Genomic DNA, 23,226 nt, shown 5'->3' with positions numbered 1-23,226 from the left:
TTTTAGCCATACAAAAATACTCCCCCAAAGGAAACAGATTTTTTATTTCATCTGTCTACCTTTAGGGGAGCATATCAGTGCCCCTTGCTTCTTTTTATATTACACGTGCTGAAATGATTCCGTTAATTTGCTTGATTCTTTCTAATATGCTAGGAACGATTTCCCCATTTACTTCATTATCAATGTCAATCATCGTATAAGCATATTCTCCGCGGCTACGGTTTACCATGTCTGCGATGTTTAACTCATAATTAGAGATAGCCGATGTGATTTGACCCACCATGTTTGGCACATTTTTATGAAAAGCTGTTACCCTTGTTTTTCCTGTATAAGGAAGAGATGCGTTTGGAAAGTTTACAGAGTTCTTAATGTTACCAGTTTCTAAGTATTCCTTCGTCTGACGAGCTGCCATAATCGCGCAGTTTTCTTCTGATTCGTTTGTAGAAGCACCAAGGTGTGGAGTGCAAATGGTATTCTTCATTTTTAATACATTTTCATTCGGGAAGTCTGTCATATACTTTCCAACGATACCATCTTCAAGTGCTACTGCCATATCGATTTCGTTTACAAGCTCTCCGCGTGAGAAGTTAATGATATGAACGCCTGGCTTCATAATGCTGAATGTCTGTTTATTAAACATTTCTTTAGTGTCTTTGGTTAAAGGTACATGAACGGTAATATAGTCAGACTCAGCAAAAAGCTGTTCAAGTGACATGGCACGCTGAACATTACGTGATAAGTTCCAAGCCGTATCAACTGAGATAAATGGGTCAAACCCGATAACATCCATATCTAAATCAAGAGCATCGTTTGCAACAAGTGCACCGATTGCACCTAAACCGATAACGCCGAGTGTTTTACCCTTGATTTCTTTCCCAACGAATTGCTTTTTCCCCTTTTCAACAAGTTGAGGTATTTGCTCACCTTTATCTTCTAATGTCTTTGTCCAAGCAATCCCTGAAAAAACATTACGAGATGTTGCCATTAATGCAGTTAATACCATTTCCTTTACTGCGTTTGCGTTTGCACCTGGTGTATTGAAAACTACAATCCCTTTCTCGGTGCATTTTTGGATGGGGATATTATTAACACCAACACCAGCTCGTGCAATTGCTTTTAAGTTATCGCCAAACTCAAGGTCATGCATATCGAAGCTACGAACAACAATTGCATCTGGGTTCTCACTTTGATTATCAATTACAAAACGGTCATTTTTGAACACCTTTAGCCCGCTTTCAGCAATATTATTTAATGTTTTAACCGTTTTAACCTGATTTTCAATAAGTGTGCTCATCTCGTCTACCTCACTTTTGATTTGAATTTTAGTGACAAACTATTAGTATACAAATTTATGAATCTGGTCTGCTTATATTTGGTGGTTCGCCTAAAGATAAACAGAAAGAGGCAAGGGACTTTCCCTTACCTCTGCCCAGGCGAACGGCTCCGACACTATATGCTCCCTCGCGGTTTATCCGCGTGCGCCAGTCACATATAGCCTTTTTGATTTGTAAGTATGATACCAAGTTTTTTGATATATTTCAAGTTTTAATTAATTTTAAAACTTTGGACGATGGACTTGCGAGTGCTTCATGCTTAAGTATATTTTATAACCCGCTAGAAGTATCCCATTTGAACGGTTAATCTTTCTTCAAACGCGATGCCAAACTATTGCCTAGTGATTGTAGTCCTTGTACTAAGATTATAAGTAATATGACGGTTATATACATAACGTCCACTTCATAACGAAGGTGGCCGTAGCGGTATGCGAGATCTCCTAGTCCACCTCCGCCAACTAACCCTGCCATTGCCGATGCACCAATTAGACCGATGGTCGCAATGGTTAAACCAAGAATAATGGATGAACGGGATTCTCTAACAAGCACATGCCATATGATGTGCCGTGTTTTTATTCCCATTGCTTCATAGGCTTCCAATACTCCACGGTCAACTTCTAATAGAGCTGTTTCCATTAATCTGGCAATGTATGGAGCTGTGTACACAACTAATGGAACAATTACACCTTTAACGCCAATTGATGTCCCAACAATTAGCTTTGTAAAAGGAAGGATAAAGAACAATAAGATGATAAATGGGACAGAACGAATAATATTTATAATGGCGTTTAAAATTTGATATACATACTTATTAGCTAAGGCCTTTTCTGGTCTTGTTAAAACAAGCAATATTCCCAATGGCAGACCAATTAATACGGAAATCCCTAGCGCAATTCCAACCATTTGAAAGGTTTGGAGAGTAGCTTCCCAAAGATCACTGCCCCAAAGCTCAAGAAATTCTTCTATTCTTGTTTTCACTTACTCTCAATCCTTCCACATGTACTTGTTGTTGTTCTAAGAAGTTTAGGGCACTTTCAATCTCAGCCGTGTCACCCTTTAAGTGAATCAAAAGCTGTCCAAAGTTTTCTTCCTTTAAGCGGGTGATGCTTCCCGATAAGATGTTTGGATAAACATCAAATTTCTTACTAACTAAAGCTAATGCAGGTTCACCTGAAGATTCTCCAAAGAAGGAAAGGGTGACTACTTGGCCCGTTTCATTTAAAGTAGCTAGTATTTCATCCGGTATCTTATGTGAAAATAAACTATTAACAAATCTTTTTGTTGTATGATGCTGCGGGGAAGTGAAAATCTCTCTCGTTGTTCCTTCTTCAATAACTTCTCCATCTTCCATAACAGCAACCCGATCACATATACGTTGGATGACATTCATCTCATGAGTAATAAGTAAAATGGTGATCCCTAGTTCTTTGTTAATTTTTAATAATAGTTCCAAAATTGCTTCTGTTGTATCTGGATCAAGAGCACTTGTCGCCTCATCACTCAAAAGAATCTCTGGTTCATGGGCTAATGCACGTGCAATCGCTACTCTTTGCTTTTGTCCACCTGATAGCTCAGAAGGATAGGCATGATGCTTTTCCTCGAGGCCAACAATATTTAGATATTTTGTAACCCGGGCCTCGACTTCCTGCTTACCTAAGCCAGTAAGCTTTAATGGAAGTGCAATGTTTTCATATACGGTTGCTGTTTTTAAAAGATTAAAGCCTTGGAAAATCATCCCGATTTGTCCCCGTGCTTCACGGAGTTTTCCATTTGAGAGCTTTGTCAAATCTACATTATTTACGATTACAGAACCTGAATCAGGCTTTTCTAAAAGATTCACACTTCGGATAAGGGTACTTTTCCCTGCACCGCTGTAACCAATCACACCATATATCTCCCCCTTTTTTACAGAAATGGAAACATTCTTTAACGCGTGAATTGAACCTTGTTTAGCTGTAAAAGTCTTTGAGATTCCCACTAGTTCAATCATTTGTAAAACTCCCTTCTGAGCAGGTATACACCTTCACTTTTTTAATAATGTTTTGCAGTTGGCGTTTAAAGGAGGACGCAGTATAAATAGGGTTACCACGTCCTCCTGTAGCTTTTTTTACCAAGATGGAATAACAGATCCTTTGAATTCTTCTTCAACGAATTTAGCAATTTCCTCACTGCGATAAATATCCGCTAATTTCGTTAAAACTTCATCATCTTTGTTTTCAGTTCTTACTGCAGCATGGTTCACATATGGAGAATCCTTAGGTTCAATAAATATGGCATCCTCGGATGGTGTAAAACCTGCTTCAATAGCAAAGTTCGTATTTATAGCTGCTGCATCAAGTTCTTCCAGTTGACGTGCGATTTGTGCAGAGTCAAGTTCAATGAACTCATAATTATTTTTATTTTCCACAATATCCTTTACAGTTGAATTGATTCCGGTATCTGGATTCAGCTTAATAAATCCAGCTTTTTCAAATAGAAGTAGTGCACGTCCGCTGTTTGTAGGGTCACTAGGTAATCCAATTTTAGCACCGTCTTTTAGCTCTGAAACATCCTTCACCTTTAATGAATAAACACCCATTGGGAATGTAACAGTATCAAACGATTTTATAAGGTCCAAATTACGGTCTTCTTTAAATGCATTAAAGTACGGCTCAGTTTGGAAGATATTTAAATCAAGCTCTTCTTCATCCAAAGCAATATTTGGCATAACATAATCGGTAAAGACTTTTATTTCAATATTTAGGTTTTCTTTTTCAGCAAGTTCTTTTACCTTTTCAAGAATTTGTTCGTGAGGGCCTGCAGTTACACCAATAACCAGCTTTTCGTCACTATATAAACCTTCTGCTTTTTCGTCCTTTGAACCACTTGAACTACTTTCACCGCAGGCTGCAAGAACCGAGATAATTAAAACTAATAAACTAGCAAATAACCACTTTTTCATGTTTATTCCTCTTTTCGTATTATGTTAATATTATGGCTTGTATTTATGCTTATTCTGTTTCTATCAATTGACTCTAGAGAAAGTAAGATTTTCCACCTTACTTATAGCTGATAATAGTGCATCCTTTGAAATAGTTATATCCATAAAATGAATAGATTCTTGTGGGAGAGTTGCCTTTTTAATTATTGCTTCCAAAAGAGTTTTGTTTTCCGGATCAATATTTAAGTCTTTTAAATTTACTGGAAGTCCCCATTCATGATAATAGCTTGATAGTCTTAAAAGCTCTTGTTCTTTATTTTCTAGAGCTAACTGGACCAGAGTTCCATATGCAACAAGCTCACCATGTAAAAAGTTTTTGGCTTGGTTTGCTTCAGTAAGGCCATTATGAATGGAATGTGCTCCTGCTACTCTTCCTGCCTTTCCACCGAAGCCGCCGACCATACCGCCAGTCATAATAATGGCCTCAATTACTCTAACCAGTTCATCAGAGACACTTCCTTCAGAGGTAGATTGGATAGCTGCTGTGGCATCCTGTAGTAGAACATCTCTGCAAATAGATGCTGAGAACCTTGAAACCTTTAGCCAAACCGGTAGCTCTTGATTTTTGAAAAACGCAGAAATTAATGCCTCTGCTTCGTAATACTTCGCTAGTGTATCACCAATTCCTGCTCGTAGGTACTTTACTGGAGCTAAGGCAATAACAGCAGGCTCAATAAGTACTAAGGTATTGGCAAGAGGGAATTCAGTGTAGTGTGTAAAAACTCCATTTTGGTCATAAAAGACACTAAGTGGAGTCCATGCCGCACATGTAGATGCAATGCTTGGAATCAATATTGATTTTATACCTGCATTAATTGCTGAAGCCTTCGCAGTGTCTAGTGCAGTTCCGCCTCCGATGCCAATAACTGCATCAACTGAGTTTACTGATAGCTGATTAGAAATACTTTCAACCTTTTCTAAAGTGCAGTGACCCTCAATGAAAGTAAAGCTCGAAATAGGGGAATTGGTTATTTTCTCAGGCAAATAGGTGGATACTGCATTCCAGGCCTTCTTACCGCATACTATATGAATTTTTTGAACCTTTAACTCAGATAAAAGGGGTTCTAGTTCCTTAAGGATCCCTTCACCAATTCTAAAATGACCGGGTGCTCCTTTTACTGTTTGTGTTGACATATAATTCATCCCTCCATTCTTTTAAGTAATTTACCAGATAATAAAAAATGCCTCTCATAAAGAGAGGCATGGATATACTTTAGAAGTAGCACCTCTCTCATTTTTCAAAATACATTGTATTTTGCAGGATTTAGCACCTGTTCATGTCTTCGTTTAACATGAATGGTTGCCGGGCTTCACAGGGCCAGTCCCTCAGCCGCTCTTAATAAGAGATTGTTATGAAATTTATTATTTTGATATTAAACTTGTTTAAAAGGTAAGTCAATCTTTTTTTTCTAAATTGTCAAAACTCCAATTGACTACCCCATTTTTAAGTAGTAGGGTAATTACAATAAATATGGAAAGAAGGCTTTATACAATGAATATATCAAAAGTTAAAGATGCGTACATAGAGAATATTGTGAAGGATGAATATTTTCCGGTCTCCTATGTGGAATTAGAGGAGGAGGCAAAAAAGAAAATGTCTGCTGGAGGCTTTGGGTATGTTCGTTCAGGAGCAGGTGGCGAAGTGACATTGAGGCAAAACCAAGAATCATTTAACAAGTATTCCATAGTACCAAGGATTTTACGGGATGTATCAAATATTGATACAAGCATCACCTTGTTCGGAAAAACATACCCCCATCCTTTTTTACTTGCCCCGGTTGGAATGTTAAAGCTGGCACATGAAGAGGCAGAATTGGCAGTGTCAAAAGCAGCCGCTGCTTGTCATGTGCCTTTTGTCCAAAGCACTGTTTCAAGCTATTCGATTGAAGATGTAGCAAAGGTATCCGGTAGTAGCTCAAAATGGTTTCAACTTTATTGGTCAAATAATAAGGAGATTTCCTTTAATATGGTTAAACGAGCAGAGGAGGCGGGTTACGAAGCAATTGTTTTAACTGTTGATACAGTTATGATGGGCTGGAGAGAAGAAGATATGAAGAATCGTTTTTCACCATTAAAGCTTGGGGTAGGGAAAGCGAATTATGAACAGGATTCGGTATTCTTATCCTCTTTAGATAGTCAAGATTTAGAGTCTATTATTCAAGGAATCTTAGATAATATTCACCATCCTTCACTTAACTGGACTCATGTCGCTGATTTAAAGGAACGGACCTCATTGCCAATTTTAATAAAGGGGATTCTTAGTTCGGATGATGCTAGACTTGCGGTTAAGAATGGTGTAGATGGAGTTATTGTTTCCAATCATGGAGGTAGGCAGCTTGATGGTGTCATTTCAGCCATTGATGCATTGCCACTTATAGTGGAAGAGGTAAAGGGTGAAATTCCTGTCTTATTTGATAGTGGGATTCGACGAGGTTCTGATATTGTTAAGGCACTTGCGTTAGGGGCGGATGCGGTCTTTATTGGCAGACCGTTTGTATATGGACTTGCAGCTGCAGGACAGAAAGGTGTAGAGAAGGTGCTTGGCAACTTTATTCAAGATACAAAGGTTTCCATCGCATTGGCTGGTGCATCTAGTGTAAAAGACCTTAAAACACTCAGACTAATTAAATCATAATTTGGGTTTGTCTAATATATTTATAGTTTTGTCCGATATCATCAACATTTTGTTTATATCCAAAAATTGAATTAGTTAGAATGCCTTCCGAGCGAATCGGAAGGCTTTTAATATGGCTTGAAAATTGGTTATCTATATTTTTACTAAATTTAATACATTTTATCTTTCAATGATTAGGAAATTTGTAATGGTAACTAATGCTCATGTATTTTTACCTATATAAAAAAGGGATGGGTGTTTTTATGGAGTAATTTTAGAAATAATGGAAAAAGCTTCTATAAAATAAAAAATCACTGATGGGGGAGGTTATCACCCCTATTTTAATAGAAAAAGCAGCTAATAGAAGATAGTAAATACGGACCTTTTATTTTGTAAGTGTTTTCATTAACTTTGTAGGGAGGCATAGAACAGAGGGCATGTTTTAAGCTTCGTTAGATAGAAAAATGAAATGGAAAGGGAGAGATGGAATATGTTTGAAAAAAAGCAGTGTTTCTGGATGGGTATTTTTTTCTGCTTGTGTATTATGATTTTGGCACCAAGTGCAACCTTTGCTAAACAGCCGGAATCATCCTATTGGTATCCGGAACAACTATTAGACTGGGCACCAGATAAGGATCAAGATGCTATTTATAACCGTAGCCAGACTCCATTAGCAGAGCGGGAGGTACTTTATAAAGTAAATGAAAATGCACAGTCAGAAGCAAAATTAGTTGCTTTATCTGCCCTTAACCCTACCACTAGCGGGGTTCCTTCTCAGGGAGGAGAAGACTTTTTTGCCAATACATTTAGTTATTGGCAATATGTAGATCTTATGGTGTATTGGGCAGGTTCTTCAGGGGAAGGAATTATTGTTCCACCAAGTGTAGATGTAACGGATGCTGCTCATAAAAACGGTGTACCTATTTTAGGAAACGTTTTCTTCCCACCTATTGTCTACGGTGGCAAGGAGGAATGGGTGAACCAAATGCTGACCCAGCGGGAAGATGGTTCTTTTCCAGCGGCAGATAAACTATTAGAGGTAGCGAACTATTATGGATTTGATGGTTGGTTTATTAATCAGGAAACAGATGTCAAAGATGTAGAAGTGGCACAAAAAATGCAAAAGTTCCTTGTTTATTTGCAGAAGCATAAGCAGGAAGACATGCATATCATGTGGTATGATTCAATGACAAAAGACGGGAATATCGATTGGCAAAATGCATTGACAGATAAAAACAGTAGCTTTTTACAGGACGGAAAGAAGCGGGTATCCGACAGTATGTTTTTGAACTTTTGGTGGCGGGACCAACAATCATCCTTTAATAAAGCACAGGAAATAGGAAGAAGCCCTTATGATTTATTTACTGGAATCGATGTAGAAGCAAATGGAACAAGTACAAAGGTTCCTTGGCAGGGAATCTTTCCTGAAGGCAAAACACCACTAACATCTTTAGGAATTTACCGCCCAGATTGGGCCTTTAAGACATCCGAAAGTATTGAACAGTTCTATCAAAAGGAAAATGAGTTTTGGGTTGGTGAGTCTAGTAATCCTACAACCACAGCTAACAATGGCTCATGGAAAGGGATTGCTCACTATTTCACAGCCAAAACAGTCATTAAGGAATTACCTTTTGTCACACATTTTAATACTGGTAGCGGAAAGTTTTTCGCAGTTGATGGAAATAAGGTAAGTAACCAATCCTGGAATAATCGTAGTCTACAAGATATCCTGCCAACCTGGCGTTGGATAAAAGAGGGCGGACAAGCAATTGATGTTGGTTTTGATTGGGAAATCGCTTATAACGGGGGAAGTTCATTAAAGCTTTCAGGTGCTATTGATAAAAGCAATCCTACTCATATTAAGCTTTATAAAACCAATCTACCGATTCAAAAAGATACGGAAATCGCTCTAACCTACAAAACAGATATGAAAAAACCTAATATGAAAATAGGAGTCAGCTTCGTTGACAATCCTGACCAGTTTACATTTTTCGATATTAAAAAACAAAGTCATAATCAGTGGATGACTGAAACGATAAAGTTGAAAAAGCACAAAGGTCATAATATCGCAGCTATCTCACTTTTAGTTGACGGTAACGAGAATGTGGAATACTTTACAACGAATATTGGAGAAATTAAAGTTTATAACAAAAAGGACAAACAACATATTTACTCCCCGGAACAAAGCAAAATTAATGAGATCAGCTTTAACAAGGGAATCTATTCTGATATCTCACTTGCTTGGGAGCCGTCTGATTCCGATATTAGTCATTACGAAATTTATCGAGTATTACCAAACAATCAAAAGCAGTTAGTCGGCACAACGCCAAACCATGTGTATTTTCTTTCTAATCTTAAACGAAATGGAAAAGAAAATAGCACAACCTTAGAGATTGTTACCGTAAACAAGGAATTTAATCGAAGTGAGCCAAACACGGTTACGTTTGAATGGCCACCATATCCAAAGCCAGAAGCAGACTTTTCTGCGGAAAAAACCATTGCAGGGCCAGGGGAGGATATCCAATTTTTCAATGCTTCAACAGAAGTTACAGAAGAAGTTGAGTGGCATTTTGAAGGAGGTACACCTTCCGTCAGCCACGAGGAAAATCCGGTTGTAACCTATGTTGAAGAGGGCGTATACCCCGTTACCTTGGTTGCGAGGAACAGCGAGGGAGAAAGTGTTCTGACTAAAGAGGCGATGATAACCATTTCCGAAGCAGCTAAGGATATTGAAAATGTTGCTCTAAACAAAACTGCTACCGCAAGTGGTCAGTGTGCAGCGACGGAAGCTGCAAGCTACGCAGTTGATGGCAAAATAACGGACAACAGTAAGTGGTGTGCCCTAGGTGAAGCACCACATTGGTTAAAGGTTGATCTAGGTAATCAATATGCGCTATCAAAGTTCGTCGTGCGTCATGCACAGGCCGGTGGGGAGCCACAAGCATTCAACACACAGGCATTTCGAATTGAGGCCAGCACGGACGGTGAACATTGGATAGAAGTTATTAAGGTAACGGATAATACAGCGGGTGTTTCAGAACACAGTATATCATTAACAAATGCTCGTTACGTACGATTGTGGACTGACAAACCAACTCAAGGCAGTGACCAGGCTGCAAGAATTTTTGAATTTGAGGTCCATGGATTCTTAAATCGGTAGTTTCCTAAGGAGGCAAGAGATATCCCTTGCTTCCTATAAATCAATAAAAGTATAGTCTACTTTAACTATAATTATCTGATTATTATAATTGATTTGGTTTTCTAACTATGTAAAAACTGTACTTAATAAAGAGGAGGATCAGTATGAGGAGAAGAAGTAGGTTTTACAGTCGTATTTTGACTATAACTGTAGCTTTTATGTTATTTAGTTCGATTGCTGCCACAGGCGTAAAAGCTGACGTTAATGGGGATGGAACAGATGCGGTGAATGAGAATTATATGGACAAGCTTAGTCTGAAGCCTCTTGCACCTGCATTCAGAGTGGATACACTTTTGGAGTGGTCTCCTGAAACGGATCCTGATGCGGAATTGAACCGAGCAAGTGTCCCCTTAAATCAGGAAAGATTTAAAGGAGAGCAAGTAAATCCTCTTGCTAACCCAGAGGCAGGAATAACCTCCGCAGCAATTACAACATGGAATCACGATGAAGCGAGTTCCGTCGGAGGTAATGAGTTTAACGTATACGCTTTTGACAACTGGCAACTTCTTGATTCTTATATTTACTGGTCCGGAACGAATGAGGGAATCTTCGCCATCCCAACACCGGATATTGTTGATGCTGCTCACCGCAATGGGGTACCTGTCTATGCAACACTTGGTTTCCCGTGGGGCCAGTCAGAAGAAGGGGTCAAAGAAATAGAAAAATTCACCAAACAGGCTGCAGATGGAAGTTTTCCGGTTGCGGACAAGATGATTGAGGTGGCAGAATACTTTGGATTTGATGGTTATTTCTTTAATCAGGAAACCTATGGTGTTAGTAAGGAAACGGCTGTACGTATGAATGAAATGATGCATTATATCAAACGAAATTCAAAACTACATATTAGTTGGTATGATGCTCAAGACAACGATGGAAAGATTAACTATCAGGATTCCATCAACAGCAAAAATGACATGTATGTGAAACCAGCAGATGATGGGGTATACGCAGTCGATGAATTCTTTTTAAACTACAACTGGAATACCAGTAAGATTAACACAACAGTTGAAACGATGAATAGTCATAATCGTAACCCTTTTGATGCTTATGCAGGTTTTGAGGTTCAACAAAACTCCTATAACACAAGTGTTAATACGGATGCTCTTTTGGGTGAAAATAAACAGCCAAAGGTATCTATAGCTTTATATACACCGAACTCAACAATGGGATTGGCGGAAAATCCTGCCGACTTCCATGAGAAGGAAAAATATTTCTGGACAGGACCGCAGGGTGATCCTACACTTGCAGATGATTCTTCCAAGTGGAAGGGTATGGCCCGATTTGTGACAGATTCATCTGTCATTCAAAATATGCCGTTTATTACGAACTTTAATAGCGGTCATGGAAAACAATATTTTGTAGATGGGGAAAAAGCTAGTATTCTAGAATGGAATAACCGGTCTATCCAGGATATAATGCCAACCTGGCGTTGGTGGATTCGTGGTGAAGGAAGTAAGTTGAATGTCACTTATGACTTTGATAAAGCATATAACGGTGGAAATTCACTAAAATTCAGCGGTGATCTTGATGCAGGTTCTGTCAACGACACGATGCTTTACAGTACAAAACTTCCAATTACAGATTCAACTAAGATTCGCCTAGTTTATCAAAATCAATTAGGTGCTGATGTTCAGCTTGGTGTGGCATATAGTGAAGATTATTCAGAGGATAAGATGAAGTACTATTCGCTTCCAGAGTCAGGGGAGGGTTGGCAAACAACCGTAGTGGATTTAGGAGAGGATACTGGGAAGACAGCTTATGCGCTTAGTCTTAAGGTAAGTAACACTAATAAGCTTGAGAACTATTCACTTCATTTAGGGCAATTATCCGTATTTGATGGAAAAGCTGAGGCTATTTCCAAGCCTAACAATGTTAAAATTCTTGAAAAGCTAACGAAGACAGCGTTTGAAGCGGAAGCCCGTCTAAGTTGGTCCGCTAAAGAAAACGTATTGCATTATGAGGTTTACCAAGAAAATGCCGATGGGGTGGAAACACTTTTAGGAGTTACACCGAATAATTACTTCTATATACCAAATATCACCCGGACTGCCAAAAACGCATCTAGTGACAACATTACATCCTTAAAAGTTGTCCCAGTCAATCAGGATTATGTTCGTGGAGAAGGTACAATTGTTGCTTTTGATTGGGGTATGGGTACTGATGCTACGGAGATTGAGAATAATCCAACCTCACCTAATGTGGCTCTTAATGCTAAGGTGACATCTGTCTCATTTGAAAACTCCGCAGAGCCTGCCTCCAAAGTATTAGACGGAACAGCGATCGGTAATAGTAAATGGGCAGCAACAAATAAGAAAAGTGGTTACATGACTATTGATATTGGTGAAGAGAAAACAATCCGTCGTTGGCGTGTTGAACATGCCGAATATGGTGGGGAAGCAAGTAATATGAATACTGTTGATTTTGAGTTGCTTTACAAGGATGAAAACGGGGAATGGGTCGGAGCGAAAAGGATTACAAATAATACCAAAGCTGTGACTGATATTATATTAGACGAGCCTATTACAGCAAGTGAATTCAAACTGCAAGTTTATAATAGCGGAACATCCCCTTGGGGTGCTATTCGTATCTATGAATGGCAGATGTTTGAAAGTGCTGCTTTGCCAAGAACGGAAAATATAATGATGCATTTTGTAAATGCAGAAAATAACTTGGGTGCAAAAGACAAGGTAACGATTGAAAGAGTGAAGAAAGGACAAACAGTTCGATTATACAAATCCCTTGATGCAAAAGATGTTTTGATAGAAATGATTGCAGAACAAGATGGAACGATGACGCTTGAAGGGTTAGATTTTGGCGTTGAAGCAGGAAGAATCTATTACACTGTTCAGCAACAGGATGAAAGAGAGAGTCTAAGGTATAGTGTGGCTTACTTGAATGAAAAGGTAACAGAAGTTGTACGTCAAATAAACAATTTACCAAAGCTTGATGAATTAACACTTGATGACAAGAAGGTCGTAAATGAGTGCAAGGTTGCCTATAACAAGCTTCATCCAACATTAAGGAAACAGGTTACAAATTATGACCGCCTCGTTATGGCGATGGAGCGAATTCAGGAGTTAAAGAAGGACTTCAACAACGGGAATAAAAAGAACGGATAAAAAAGAAAGGGGCCATTCTTCATTGTGATAAAGCAAAGGGGAATGCCTCTTTTGGATTTTCTTTAGAATTAGTGAATTATATATATGATTTGCTGGTATTCTATTGCTTCATAGTGCCAGTTTTTTTATTGTTAAAATGAAGTGAAACTTTATTTTTAAATAATGATAGCGTTTTCTATCGCTGATATAAAAGAAAGTGGGTAAGGAAAAGTCTATGAATAAAACAGCACATATTATTTCTCACTCCCATTGGGACAGGGAATGGTATTTACCTTTTGAAAAACACCGCTATTACTATATTCAATTAATGAACAATCTAATTGAACAGTTCAAAAAGGACGGAAATGATTTTCAATCGTTCCATCTTGATGGACAAACTGTTCTTTTGGAGGATTATTTTGCTATACACCCAGAGAATCGTGACATTGTGAAACAAATGATTAAAGAGAAAAAACTGCATATTGGTCCTTGGTATGTACTGCAGGATGCATTTTTAACGAGCTCTGAGGCGAACGTAAGGAATCTTCAAATTGGCTTGAACGACACGAAAATCTATGGTCCTGCCGCAAAAATTGGTTATTTCCCTGATACATTTGGTATATACGGTCAGGCGCCGCAGCTGTTAAAACAAGCGGGGATTGATACAGCTGCGTTTGGTAGGGGAGTTAAACCAACTGGATTTAATAATACTGTATCTGACACACTAAACTTTGAATCTCCTTATTCAGAGATGCTTTGGGAATCCCCAGACGGATCTAGTGTTTTAGGAATATTATTTGCGAATTGGTATTCAAATGGAAATGAAATACCGGTGGATGAGGAAGAAGCAAAGGCATTTTGGGATCAAAAGCTTCAAGATGCTGAGAAATACGCCTCAACGAATCAATTGTTATTTATGAACGGCTGTGACCATCAGCCACTTCAAAAAACAATACCAGAGGCAATTGAAACTGCAACGACCCTTTATCCAGACTATCAATTTAAACATTCTAGTTTTGAAGAATATACAGAGGAATTAAAAGCATCACTTCCCGACCAGCTACAGGTCATTAAAGGGGAACTACGCAATCAGAGAACGGATGGATGGTCGACTCTTGTCAACACTGCATCAAGTCGAATTTATCTAAAACAGTGGAATAACCTTTGTCAGACCCTGTTGGAAAAAATCGCCGAACCTTTGGCTACTATGCAGTATTTAGCGGGTGGAACCTATCCACGGGAATATATTCGTTTTATGTGGAAATCACTTATGAAAAACCATCCGCATGACAGCATTTGCGGTTGTAGTGTCGATGAGGTTCACCGTGAAATGGTCACCCGTTTTGAGACGGTTTCCCAAATGGGGGATGTATTTGTTAAGGAAAAAGCAGGAGAACTAGCTGAATCTATTGATACATCACAGGCGCCTGCGGGAGGAATACCACTTGTTGTCATGAATACAACTGGCTGGGAAAAGAATGAAGTTGTTACAAAAGTAGTTGATCTTGAAAAAGTGTATTTCTCACAAATGCATTTTGAAGAAATACCGGACTATTTGCAGAAAAAGGAAACACCAGGATATAAATTATTGGATGATGAAGGCAATGATGTTGAGTTAATGTTAGGAAACTTAAATATCGAATTTGACTATGACTTACCAAATGATCGTTTCCGTCAGCCGTTCTTTGCTAAACGTGCAGAGCTATCATTCTTTGCAGAGGGAATACCTTCCTTTGGATATAAAACATTCTACATTGTGCCAACTGAAACCCAAGAGCAGAAACATGACGAAGAAACGAAGAATACCGGTGAGATGCATAACACCGTATTCAAAATGGAAAATGAATATGTTCATATGCATTTCCATGAAGACGGCACCTATGACTTAACACATAAGAAAACGGGAGAAAGATTTTACCGACTAGGAATCTATGAAGATACTGGGGATGTAGGCAACGAATACATGTATAAAGAGGCTGAGAATCATGCTCCTATCACAACAAAAGGAGTTCCAGCAGTATTTAACCTGATTGAAAAAGATAATCTAAGAACAGTCCTTGAATTTACGCACACATTATCGATTCCGGTTTCTGCTGATGATTACTTAGCTAGTGAAAGACATAAGTTGATTTGGCATAAAGAAAGAAAAGCAGGCAGATCAGCTGAAATGACAAGTTTAACACTTCGAACTGTTGTCACACTTGAAAAAGGAATGAAGGGTCCATCCTTTAAGCTTATGATTGATAATCAAGCAACTGATCACCGCTTACGTGTCCTTTTCCCTACAGGACTAAAAACAGAAACACATATGGTCGACAGCATTTTTGAAATTGCAACGCGCCCGAATACACCGGAGAAAGAATGGGAAAATCCAAGCTTTTGTCACCATCAGCAGCGATTCAGTAGTTTAGCAGATGACAAAATGGGCTTAACGATTGCAACAGATGGTCTGCAAGAATACGAGATCCTACAAGAGACCGGCACAATTGCTGTAACCGTACTTCGTTCAGTAGCGGAACTTGGGGACTGGGGCTACTTCCCGACACCTGAAGCACAATGCCTTGGTATGCAAACAGCAGAGTGGCAGGTACTACCGCATGAAAAAGATGTCATTCATTCACAAGCATATGTAGATGCTTACCAATATAAAGTACCACTTGTGATTGTTCAGACAACTATTCATGAAGGGAGATTGCAGAACACACATAAATTTGTAAACACAAAATCTAACGGTCTTGTATGGTCATCAATGAAAGTGGCTGAAGATCATGGTGATGTCATAATCCGCTGGTATAACCCTTCTGAAGCAAAGGATAGCTTGAAGGTCACTATAGGGGATTATGAATCTTATAAAAGTACAATTCTAGAGGAAAAAACAAATCAAAAAGAGGATGTTTATAACGTAGGAAAATATGAAATTATTTCACTTGGTTTCATTAAAAAAAGATAGGAGTAAGAACAATGACTTTAGTAATTCCCAATTCAATGCAAAAGTTAATTAACCATGTAAAAGAATTCTTTCCTGGTGATGAAAAGTTACAGCATATGTTTGAGCAATGTTTTATTAATACGTATACGACTACACTGAAAAAAAAGGAAGATGGAAAAACGTTTGTAATTACCGGAGATATTCCGGCGATGTGGCTACGTGATTCTGCTGCCCAGGTTCGCCCTTATCTTCTAGCTGCCGAAGAGGATGAAGAAATGGCAGATTTACTTGAAGGGGTAATTCGCCAACAGTTTGCATTTATCTTGCATGATCCGTATGCGAATGCCTTTAACGAAAGTGCAAATGGAAAAGGACACCAATCAGATTTGACAGATATGACACCACATATTTGGGAGCGGAAATATGAAGTTGATTCATTGTGTTATCCAGTCCAGCTTGCCTACCTATTTTGGAAGTCAACAGGTCGGACAACTTTTATCAAGGAAACATTCCAACAGGTGATTGAAACGATTATTCATGTATGGAAGACTGAGCAGGATCATGAAAATCTTTCTCCTTATCAGTTTGAGCGTGAAGATGTCCGCCAATCTGATACGTTAACTCGTGATGGAAAAGGTGGACGTGTTGTCACAACAGGAATGACATGGAGTGCTTTCCGTCCAAGTGATGATGCATGCACATACGGATACCTTGTACCAGCCAATATGTTTGCTGTTGTTGTTTTGGGATATGCTGCTGAAATCTGCGATGAAGTCCTAAATAATGATGTATTAAAAGAAGAATGCGTGGAGCTTCGTGATGAAATTCAAAAAGGGATAGAGGGATATGCGAAGCTTGATCACCCAGTTCACGGAGAGATGTATGTTTATGAAACAGATGGAGAAGGTCGTTGTAACCTAATGGACGATGCGAACGTTCCAAGCCTATTGTCTGCTCCTTATTTAGGGTATCTTCCATACAATGACACGACCTATTTAAATACACGTCAATTTCTGTTAAGTAGGGATAATCCCTATTATTATGAAGGAAAATATGCAAACGGAATTGGAAGTCCACATACACCTGACCATTATATTTGGCATATTGCCCTAGCAATTCAAGGAATGACCACAACTAGCGAAGAGGAAAAACAGCAAATTTTGACTTATTTTAAGAATACAGACGGTGGAACTAATTATATGCACGAAGGCTTTAACGCCGATTGCCCAGAAGAGTTTACGAGAGATTGGTTTGCCTGGGCAAACACGATGTTCAGTGAATTCGTATTAAGTTTAACTGGAAAAGCCGTTAAAGGAAGTCCACTTCATCAGCAATTAATCAAAAACAACAGCAACAAAGCCTAGAAATCGGGTTAGTAGCTAGAAAGAGGGATGACGTAATGGAAAAAACTCCATGGATGATTGTTGTTTGTGAATGGATATGGAGAGTTATCCTGGCCAATCTGTGTTGGTTTGCTTTTACCATTCTGGGATTAGGAGTTTTTGGTTTTTTTCCAGCATCAGTTGCTCTGTTTACCATTGTTCGGAAATGGATGAAAAAGGATACAGATTTTCCTGTATTGAAAACGTTTAAACAAGTTTATTTTAAAGAATGGAAGAGAAGTAATGGAATCGGCCTTGTATTTTATAGTATCGGCCTGTTCCTTTTTATTGACATCCGTATTGCAGAACAATTCATGTCAGGTGTGTTTGCTAGTTTCCTTTTAGTTATCTTATATGTATTAGTATTTGTGTTATTAATAGCAGTTGGATACTTCTTTGCAACCTACGTTCATTATGAACTATCAACAAAGGGATATATTAAACAGTCGTTTCTGCTGACATTGACCGGTTTACCATACACCATATTGATTGTGACCGGTTTAATATTCATAGGCTACACTATTAATCTATATCTCGGTCTAATACCGTTTGTTTCCGTAGTAGCACCTGCTTACTTGATGATGAGAGTCAGCCTCTATCGATTTATTTCTTTAGAAAAACGGGCACTGCAGCAATAACTATTCTGGATTTGGTAAAACAGGGGGATTTGATATGGAACTGAATTTAAAGGGAGACCTTTTTTCCGTTATAGATGGAATTGAACTTATAGCAAAATATTTAGATGTTGAACTTTCTTCAGAGGGCTACCCAATTCAAGTAAAGAATCAGAAAGGTATGTTAAGGGTTGCGAATAATGAAGGCCAAGGAGAAATTACTTTTGATAAGCCGGTTCACTTTTTTCGTGCATTAGGATTATGGCTTGAACATTATGGCAAAAACAACGTATTTGAAATAGCAGAGGATCCGCAGTTTGAAATGAGCGGTGTTATGCTAGATGCCTCTAGAAATGCCGTGCCTACGGTAGCCGATGTAAAAAGGCTACTCAGAAGAATGGCTGTCATAGGCTTAGATACATTAATGCTTTATACGGAGGATACGTATGAGGTAGAGGAACATCCATACTTTGGGTATATGCGGGGTCGATATAGCGCTGAGGAATTAAAATCATGTGATGAATATGCAGGTAAATTAGGTATCGAGATGATTCCATGTATTCAAACACTGGGGCATCTACGGGAAGCGCTTAAGTGGAATTATGCTTCTGGATTTAGAGATACAGACGATATTCTTTTAGTTGATCAGCCTGAGACTTATGAATTCTTAGAGAATTGTATTAGAGCTGCTTCAGAATCTTTCAAGACTAAGCGTATTCATATTGGTATGGATGAGACCTTTCAGCTTGGCTTAGGTAAGTATTTAGAAAAACACGGCTATGAGAATCATATCGATATCATGAACCGACACCTCCAAAAGGTAGTTTCTATTACTGAAAAATATGGATTCAAACCAATGATTTGGAGCGATATGTATTTCCCTTTGTTTTCCAAAGACAGCAAATATCAGGATGAGTTTGGTCAAATTCGAAAGGATATTCTTGATTCTATTCCTGAGGTTGAACTTGTTTATTGGAATTATTATCGCAATGAGCAAGATGTATATGAAAAGGACTTTCAAAATCATAAGTTACTAGGCCAAACTCCTATTTTTGCTGGTGGTGCTTGGACATGGAATGGAATAGTACCGAACTATGGTAAAGCAATCGCTACTACAGAAGCTGCTATGGCAGCATGCAAAAAAGAAGGGATCAAAGAAGTATTTGTAACACTATGGGGTGATAACGGTGCAGAAACGCCTTTTTCAACATCATTACCAGTCTTGCAATTGTTTGCAGAGCATACCTATCACAAGGAAGTTACATTAGAACAAACGGCTGAACGGTATGCCTTTTGCGGCGAGGGACAATTTGAAGACTTCATGGTTCTGAAAAAACTGGATGAAACCCCTGGTGTCATGAAGGATAACATGAATACGTCAATGACTTCTAAGGTATTGCTGTATCAAGATATCTTAATTGGGCTATACGACGAGAATATTCGCAGTCTGTCCTTAGGTGAGCATTATGAAGAGTTAGTCCATAAGATTGAAAAAGCGAAACAAAACAATCCAAAGTGGGAAACTCTTTTTGACTTTTATGAGCAATTAGCTAGGGTATTGAGCGTGAAAGCGGAAATTGGCATTAAGCTAAAGGGGGCTTATGATCTAAAAGATCACGAGCAAATGAAATCAATCCTTATTAAGCTGGATTGGATTCAAACCCATGTTGATCAATTACGTCAAAAGCATCGAAAAATTTGGTTTGCAGCATACAAACCATTTGGATGGGAAGTTATTGATATTCGTTATGGTGGTGTCATTACACGGATTGATTCAGTCAAATACCGAATCAATGAGTGGCTTGAAGGAAGAATTAGTAGTCTCGAAGAGTTAGAGGAGAAACGTCTACGCCATGACGGACCATGGGAAATAGTCGATGGGCTAGTAGGCGGAAATGTGTATCACCGAATTGTAACAGCAGGTAATTTTTCATTATAGAGGGGTGTAAACATGTTTTTAACCGAAAGAAAATTTGAAGAGCGTATTAGAGAATTAGAAGGTTACCGTTATCGTGAATGTGTTGGCATAGACAAATTTTACACTCATGAAGATGATGGTGAGATTGGTGCCTACCCGCCGTCCGAATACAATGCAACAAATAGTATGCAAATTGGTGACTATTGGAAGGGACGCGATCGCTATCTATGGTTACATGCGTATGTAGATAGCCACATTTCAAAAAATGGTCAACAAATTGTTGGACTTTTCTCATTCGGTAAGACAGGTGGGGGTAATAACTCCGGGTTTGAATCGTTACTATTTGTAAACGGCAAGCCATATCAAGGTGTTGACTCTAATCATGAAGAGGTTCTTTTTGATGAAAAGACTTCACATGAACCAATGCGTTTGGACTTCCGGCTCTGGTCAGGACTCGAAGGGGGAGGGGTTCCAACAGAAAATGAGTTTAAACTACAAATGGCTAAAATTGGTTGGCTTGATAAACAAGTAGATAATTTATATTATACACTTTTAGCTGCATTTGAAGTGTTAAAAGAAACGAAAGAGGCTAATTCCTCCTATTCGATTTTGAAAAAAATGATGCAGGATGCTTTGATGGGTATTAATTGGACTGAACCTGGAAGCGCGGAATTCTATGAATCTTGTTATGAAGCAGAAGCTGGATTAACAGAGGCACTTCAATCTTTCGAAAAAGTATCTGATATTACGATTCATACCGTCGGTCATACGCATATTGATGTTGCTTGGCTGTGGAGGCTAAGAAATACGAGGGAGAAGTCGGCCCGTTCATTCTCGACGGTTCTGCACTTAATGAAGCAATTTCCAGAATATCTATTTTTGCAAACCCAGCCTCAGCTCTATGATTATATTAAAACAGATTATCCTGAGATTTATGAACAAATGAAGGCAAGAATTGCAGAAGGCCAGTGGGAAGCTGGTGGTGCAATGTGGCTGGAAGCTGATTGCAATATCCCAAGTGGTGAATCGCTTGTTAGGCAAATCCTACACGGGAAAAACTTCTTTAAAGAAGAGTTTGGCATCGACTGTGAATATTTATGGCTGCCGGATGTTTTTGGTTACAGCTGGGCACTGCCACAGATCTTGAAAAAGTCAGGTATTAAAACCATGATGACAACAAAGATTAGCTGGAACCAATATAACCGTATGCCACATGATACCTTCTATTGGAAGGGAATCGACGGATCGGAGATTTTAACGCATTTTATTACTACACCTGAGCCATGGAACTCTCCAGATTCTTGGTTCTATACGTATAATGGCTTTATTACTGCCAAAACAGTAAAAGGTGCTTGGAATGGCTATCGCGATAAGGATTTATCCAAGGACTTACTACTATCCTATGGATATGGGGACGGTGGCGGTGGTGTAAATCGCCATATGCTAGAAATGAGACGTAGGTTTGATCAACTGCCAGGAATGCCGAATGTGAAAACTTCCACAGCAGGGGACTTCTTCAAAAAACTACATGAAAATGTTAAGGAATCTACAGGCTATATTCATAAATGGGATGGTGAGTTGTATCTGGAATACCATCGTGGTACCTATACGAGCCAGGCATTTATGAAAAAAATGAACCGAATGCTAGAGTTATTATATAGAAGAGCGGAATTCTTATCTTCTTGGCTGTCCCAAGACGGTGCATGGATTGGGGAAAATGAGCTGAAAGAAGGATGGAAAATCATTCTAAGGAACCAATTTCATGATATTATTCCTGGTTCATCTATTCATGAAGTATATGAAGATGCTAAAGAAGAATACAAAGAGGCACTTCAAATCGTCAATCAAGTGGAGACACAAATTGTTCAAACCGGAATTGAGCAAGCTGACCGTTCTGTCGCTGTTATAAATTCAACACATCATAAGGGTAGAAAAAATGTATTTATCACTATGTTTAATGATTTTTCAGCAGGTAATTGGAAGGATGAAAGTGGTCAAGTGTTAAATCATCAAAAACAAGCGAATGGCTGGCTTGTTGAGGTAGATAGCCTTCCGTCCTTTGGTGCGAAAACATTGTATTTTGAACCGATTGAGGCTAATCAGGAAATGGTAACTTCCTTTACTTACCATGATAGAAAATTAGAAACACCATATTATCTTGTTGAGTGGAATGAGTTTGGTCAGATTACTAAGCTTTATGATAAGGAAGCAGGGCGTCATGTTTTAGCTGAAGGCCAAGTTGGAAACGTACTGCAAATTTTTGAAGATAAACCTCTTGCCCATGATGCGTGGGATATTGATATCTTTTATCAAGAAAAGATGGAGGAAATTCATGATGTTGCTACGTTCGAAGTGGCCGAAAATGGCGAACTTAGCTTTAGTATTCTAGTTACATGGAAATACCATCATTCTGAATTTTCCCAGCGCGTAGTTTTCTATAAAAATGACCGCCGTATTGATTTTGAAACCGATGTGGATTGGTATGAAAAACGAAAATTACTCAAAGTTTCTTTCCCGGTTGATATTCGTGCAACAGAGGCAACCTATGATATTCAATATGGTAATGTAAAACGTCCGAATCATTGGAATACAAGTTGGGAAATGGCGAAGTTTGAATCAGTTGGACATCAGTGGGCCGACATGTCAGAACCAGATTACGGGGTAAGTTTACTGAACGACTCTAAATATGGGTACGACATTAAGGATAATATCATGCGATTAACGCTATTAAAATCTGCCATTCATCCTGATCCGAATGCTGACCAAGGACATCATTCCTTTGTATATTCCCTTTATCCACATTTCGGGGACTGGAGAACGGCGAAGACAGTGGAAAAGGCATGGGATTTAAATGATCCAGTTATCGCTGTAGAAGGCAAATGGATGAAGGAAGAATCATTTATTGAAATAGATAATGAGCATGTTTGGATTGACTCTATAAAGCCAGCTTACGATGGTAACGGAGTGATTGTACGATTACATGAATATGAAGGACGTAGAGGTAAGGTGAGCATGAACATTCAGAAAGAGTTCACCTCATGGGTTGAGACCAATTTGATGGAAGAGCCAATTGGAAATAAATTAGTATCACCTATTGAGTTTGAAATCAAACCTTATGAAATTAAGACCTTTAGAATTCGTTAGTCAAAAAATTGACC

The 23,226-nt window shown here is 38.7% G+C and carries 13 protein-coding genes and 2 riboswitches; of the genes, 8 read left to right on the top strand and 5 right to left on the bottom strand.

Features of this window, described 5'->3' with window-relative positions; translation table 11 throughout:
- Positions 1–94: 94 nt before the first annotated feature.
- The 5 genes from ACR65M_RS02440 to ACR65M_RS02420 all read right to left on the bottom strand — a co-directional run bounded on the left by ACR65M_RS02440 (position 95) and on the right by ACR65M_RS02420 (position 5,448).
- Positions 95–1,294, bottom strand: a complete 1,200-nt coding sequence (locus ACR65M_RS02440) for a phosphoglycerate dehydrogenase (protein ID WP_341329659.1) — start codon at positions 1,292–1,294, stop codon at positions 95–97.
- 126 nt (positions 1,295–1,420) lie between these two features.
- Positions 1,421–1,499: riboswitch (ZMP/ZTP riboswitch) on the bottom strand.
- 138 nt (positions 1,500–1,637) lie between these two features.
- The gene (locus tag ACR65M_RS02435; protein WP_121448472.1) at positions 1,638–2,300 is read right to left on the bottom strand and encodes a methionine ABC transporter permease; all 663 of its coding nucleotides are present in this window, start codon (positions 2,298–2,300) and stop codon (positions 1,638–1,640) included.
- Positions 2,284–3,324, bottom strand: coding sequence for a methionine ABC transporter ATP-binding protein (locus ACR65M_RS02430; RefSeq protein WP_341329660.1), 1,041 nt, complete (start codon positions 3,322–3,324; stop codon positions 2,284–2,286). The genes ACR65M_RS02435 and ACR65M_RS02430 overlap by 17 nt, the downstream gene beginning before the upstream one ends.
- Positions 3,325–3,441: 117 nt before the next feature.
- The gene (locus ACR65M_RS02425; RefSeq protein WP_341329661.1) at positions 3,442–4,275 is read right to left on the bottom strand and encodes a MetQ/NlpA family ABC transporter substrate-binding protein; all 834 of its coding nucleotides are present in this window, start codon (positions 4,273–4,275) and stop codon (positions 3,442–3,444) included.
- Between the two features lie 63 nt (positions 4,276–4,338).
- Positions 4,339–5,448 carry an iron-containing alcohol dehydrogenase family protein gene (locus ACR65M_RS02420; RefSeq protein WP_341329662.1) on the bottom strand — a complete coding sequence of 370 codons (1,110 nt, stop codon included), beginning with the start codon at positions 5,446–5,448 and terminating at the stop codon, positions 4,339–4,341.
- Positions 5,449–5,542: 94 nt separating this feature from the next.
- A riboswitch (SAM riboswitch) is annotated at positions 5,543–5,660 on the bottom strand.
- 146 nt (positions 5,661–5,806) lie between these two features.
- Between ACR65M_RS02420 and ACR65M_RS02415 the strand changes: the two genes are divergently transcribed.
- The 8 genes from ACR65M_RS02415 to ACR65M_RS02380 all read left to right on the top strand — a co-directional run bounded on the left by ACR65M_RS02415 (position 5,807) and on the right by ACR65M_RS02380 (position 23,212).
- Positions 5,807–6,949 carry an alpha-hydroxy acid oxidase gene (locus ACR65M_RS02415; protein WP_341329663.1) on the top strand — a complete coding sequence of 381 codons (1,143 nt, stop codon included), beginning with the start codon at positions 5,807–5,809 and terminating at the stop codon, positions 6,947–6,949.
- Positions 6,950–7,472: 523 nt separating this feature from the next.
- Positions 7,473–10,088: an endo-beta-N-acetylglucosaminidase gene (locus ACR65M_RS02410; protein WP_440272449.1), complete on the top strand. Its 2,616-nt coding sequence runs from the start codon at positions 7,473–7,475 to the stop codon at positions 10,086–10,088.
- Between the two features lie 143 nt (positions 10,089–10,231).
- Positions 10,232–13,246: an endo-beta-N-acetylglucosaminidase gene (locus ACR65M_RS02405; RefSeq protein ID WP_440272448.1), complete on the top strand. Its 3,015-nt coding sequence runs from the start codon at positions 10,232–10,234 to the stop codon at positions 13,244–13,246.
- 214 nt (positions 13,247–13,460) lie between these two features.
- Positions 13,461–16,175, top strand: a complete 2,715-nt coding sequence (locus tag ACR65M_RS02400) for an alpha-mannosidase (protein ID WP_341329666.1) — start codon at positions 13,461–13,463, stop codon at positions 16,173–16,175.
- An 11-nt stretch (positions 16,176–16,186) separates the two neighbouring features.
- Complete coding sequence (locus tag ACR65M_RS02395; RefSeq protein WP_341329667.1) at positions 16,187–17,518, top strand: glycoside hydrolase family 125 protein; 1,332 nt, start codon at positions 16,187–16,189, stop codon at positions 17,516–17,518.
- Positions 17,519–17,553: 35 nt separating this feature from the next.
- Positions 17,554–18,174 (top strand): YesL family protein, encoded by a 621-nt coding sequence (locus ACR65M_RS02390; RefSeq protein WP_341329668.1) that lies wholly within the window; start codon positions 17,554–17,556, stop codon positions 18,172–18,174.
- 34 nt (positions 18,175–18,208) lie between these two features.
- Positions 18,209–20,089, top strand: coding sequence for a beta-N-acetylhexosaminidase (locus tag ACR65M_RS02385; protein ID WP_341329669.1), 1,881 nt, complete (start codon positions 18,209–18,211; stop codon positions 20,087–20,089).
- A 12-nt stretch (positions 20,090–20,101) separates the two neighbouring features.
- Entirely contained in the window at positions 20,102–23,212 is a 3,111-nt protein-coding gene (locus ACR65M_RS02380) for an alpha-mannosidase (protein WP_341329670.1), read from the top strand.
- Positions 23,213–23,226: the final 14 nt, after the last annotated feature.

It is taken from the genome of Ferdinandcohnia sp. SAFN-114 (assembly GCF_059415045.1).
The sequence above is the reverse complement of the archived record's forward strand: the minus strand, read 5'-3'. Positions and strand labels throughout refer to the sequence as shown.

What these genes read in the sequence shown, in the direction of transcription:
- ACR65M_RS02440 (WP_341329659.1), bottom strand. Translation starts at nt 1,294, where the DNA reads ATGAGCACACTTATTGAAAATCAGGTTAAAACGGTTAAAACATTAAAT.
- ACR65M_RS02395 (WP_341329667.1), top strand. Translation starts at nt 16,187, where the DNA reads ATGACTTTAGTAATTCCCAATTCAATGCAAAAGTTAATTAACCATGTA.
- ACR65M_RS02420 (WP_341329662.1), bottom strand. Translation starts at nt 5,448, where the DNA reads ATGTCAACACAAACAGTAAAAGGAGCACCCGGTCATTTTAGAATTGGT.
- ACR65M_RS02410 (WP_440272449.1), top strand. Translation starts at nt 7,473, where the DNA reads ATGATTTTGGCACCAAGTGCAACCTTTGCTAAACAGCCGGAATCATCC.
- ACR65M_RS02380 (WP_341329670.1), top strand. Translation starts at nt 20,102, where the DNA reads ATGTTTTTAACCGAAAGAAAATTTGAAGAGCGTATTAGAGAATTAGAA.
- ACR65M_RS02415 (WP_341329663.1), top strand. Translation starts at nt 5,807, where the DNA reads ATGAATATATCAAAAGTTAAAGATGCGTACATAGAGAATATTGTGAAG.
- ACR65M_RS02430 (WP_341329660.1), bottom strand. Translation starts at nt 3,324, where the DNA reads ATGATTGAACTAGTGGGAATCTCAAAGACTTTTACAGCTAAACAAGGT.
- ACR65M_RS02390 (WP_341329668.1), top strand. Translation starts at nt 17,554, where the DNA reads ATGGAAAAAACTCCATGGATGATTGTTGTTTGTGAATGGATATGGAGA.
- ACR65M_RS02405 (WP_440272448.1), top strand. Translation starts at nt 10,232, where the DNA reads ATGAGGAGAAGAAGTAGGTTTTACAGTCGTATTTTGACTATAACTGTA.
- ACR65M_RS02400 (WP_341329666.1), top strand. Translation starts at nt 13,461, where the DNA reads ATGAATAAAACAGCACATATTATTTCTCACTCCCATTGGGACAGGGAA.
- ACR65M_RS02425 (WP_341329661.1), bottom strand. Translation starts at nt 4,275, where the DNA reads ATGAAAAAGTGGTTATTTGCTAGTTTATTAGTTTTAATTATCTCGGTT.
- ACR65M_RS02385 (WP_341329669.1), top strand. Translation starts at nt 18,209, where the DNA reads ATGGAACTGAATTTAAAGGGAGACCTTTTTTCCGTTATAGATGGAATT.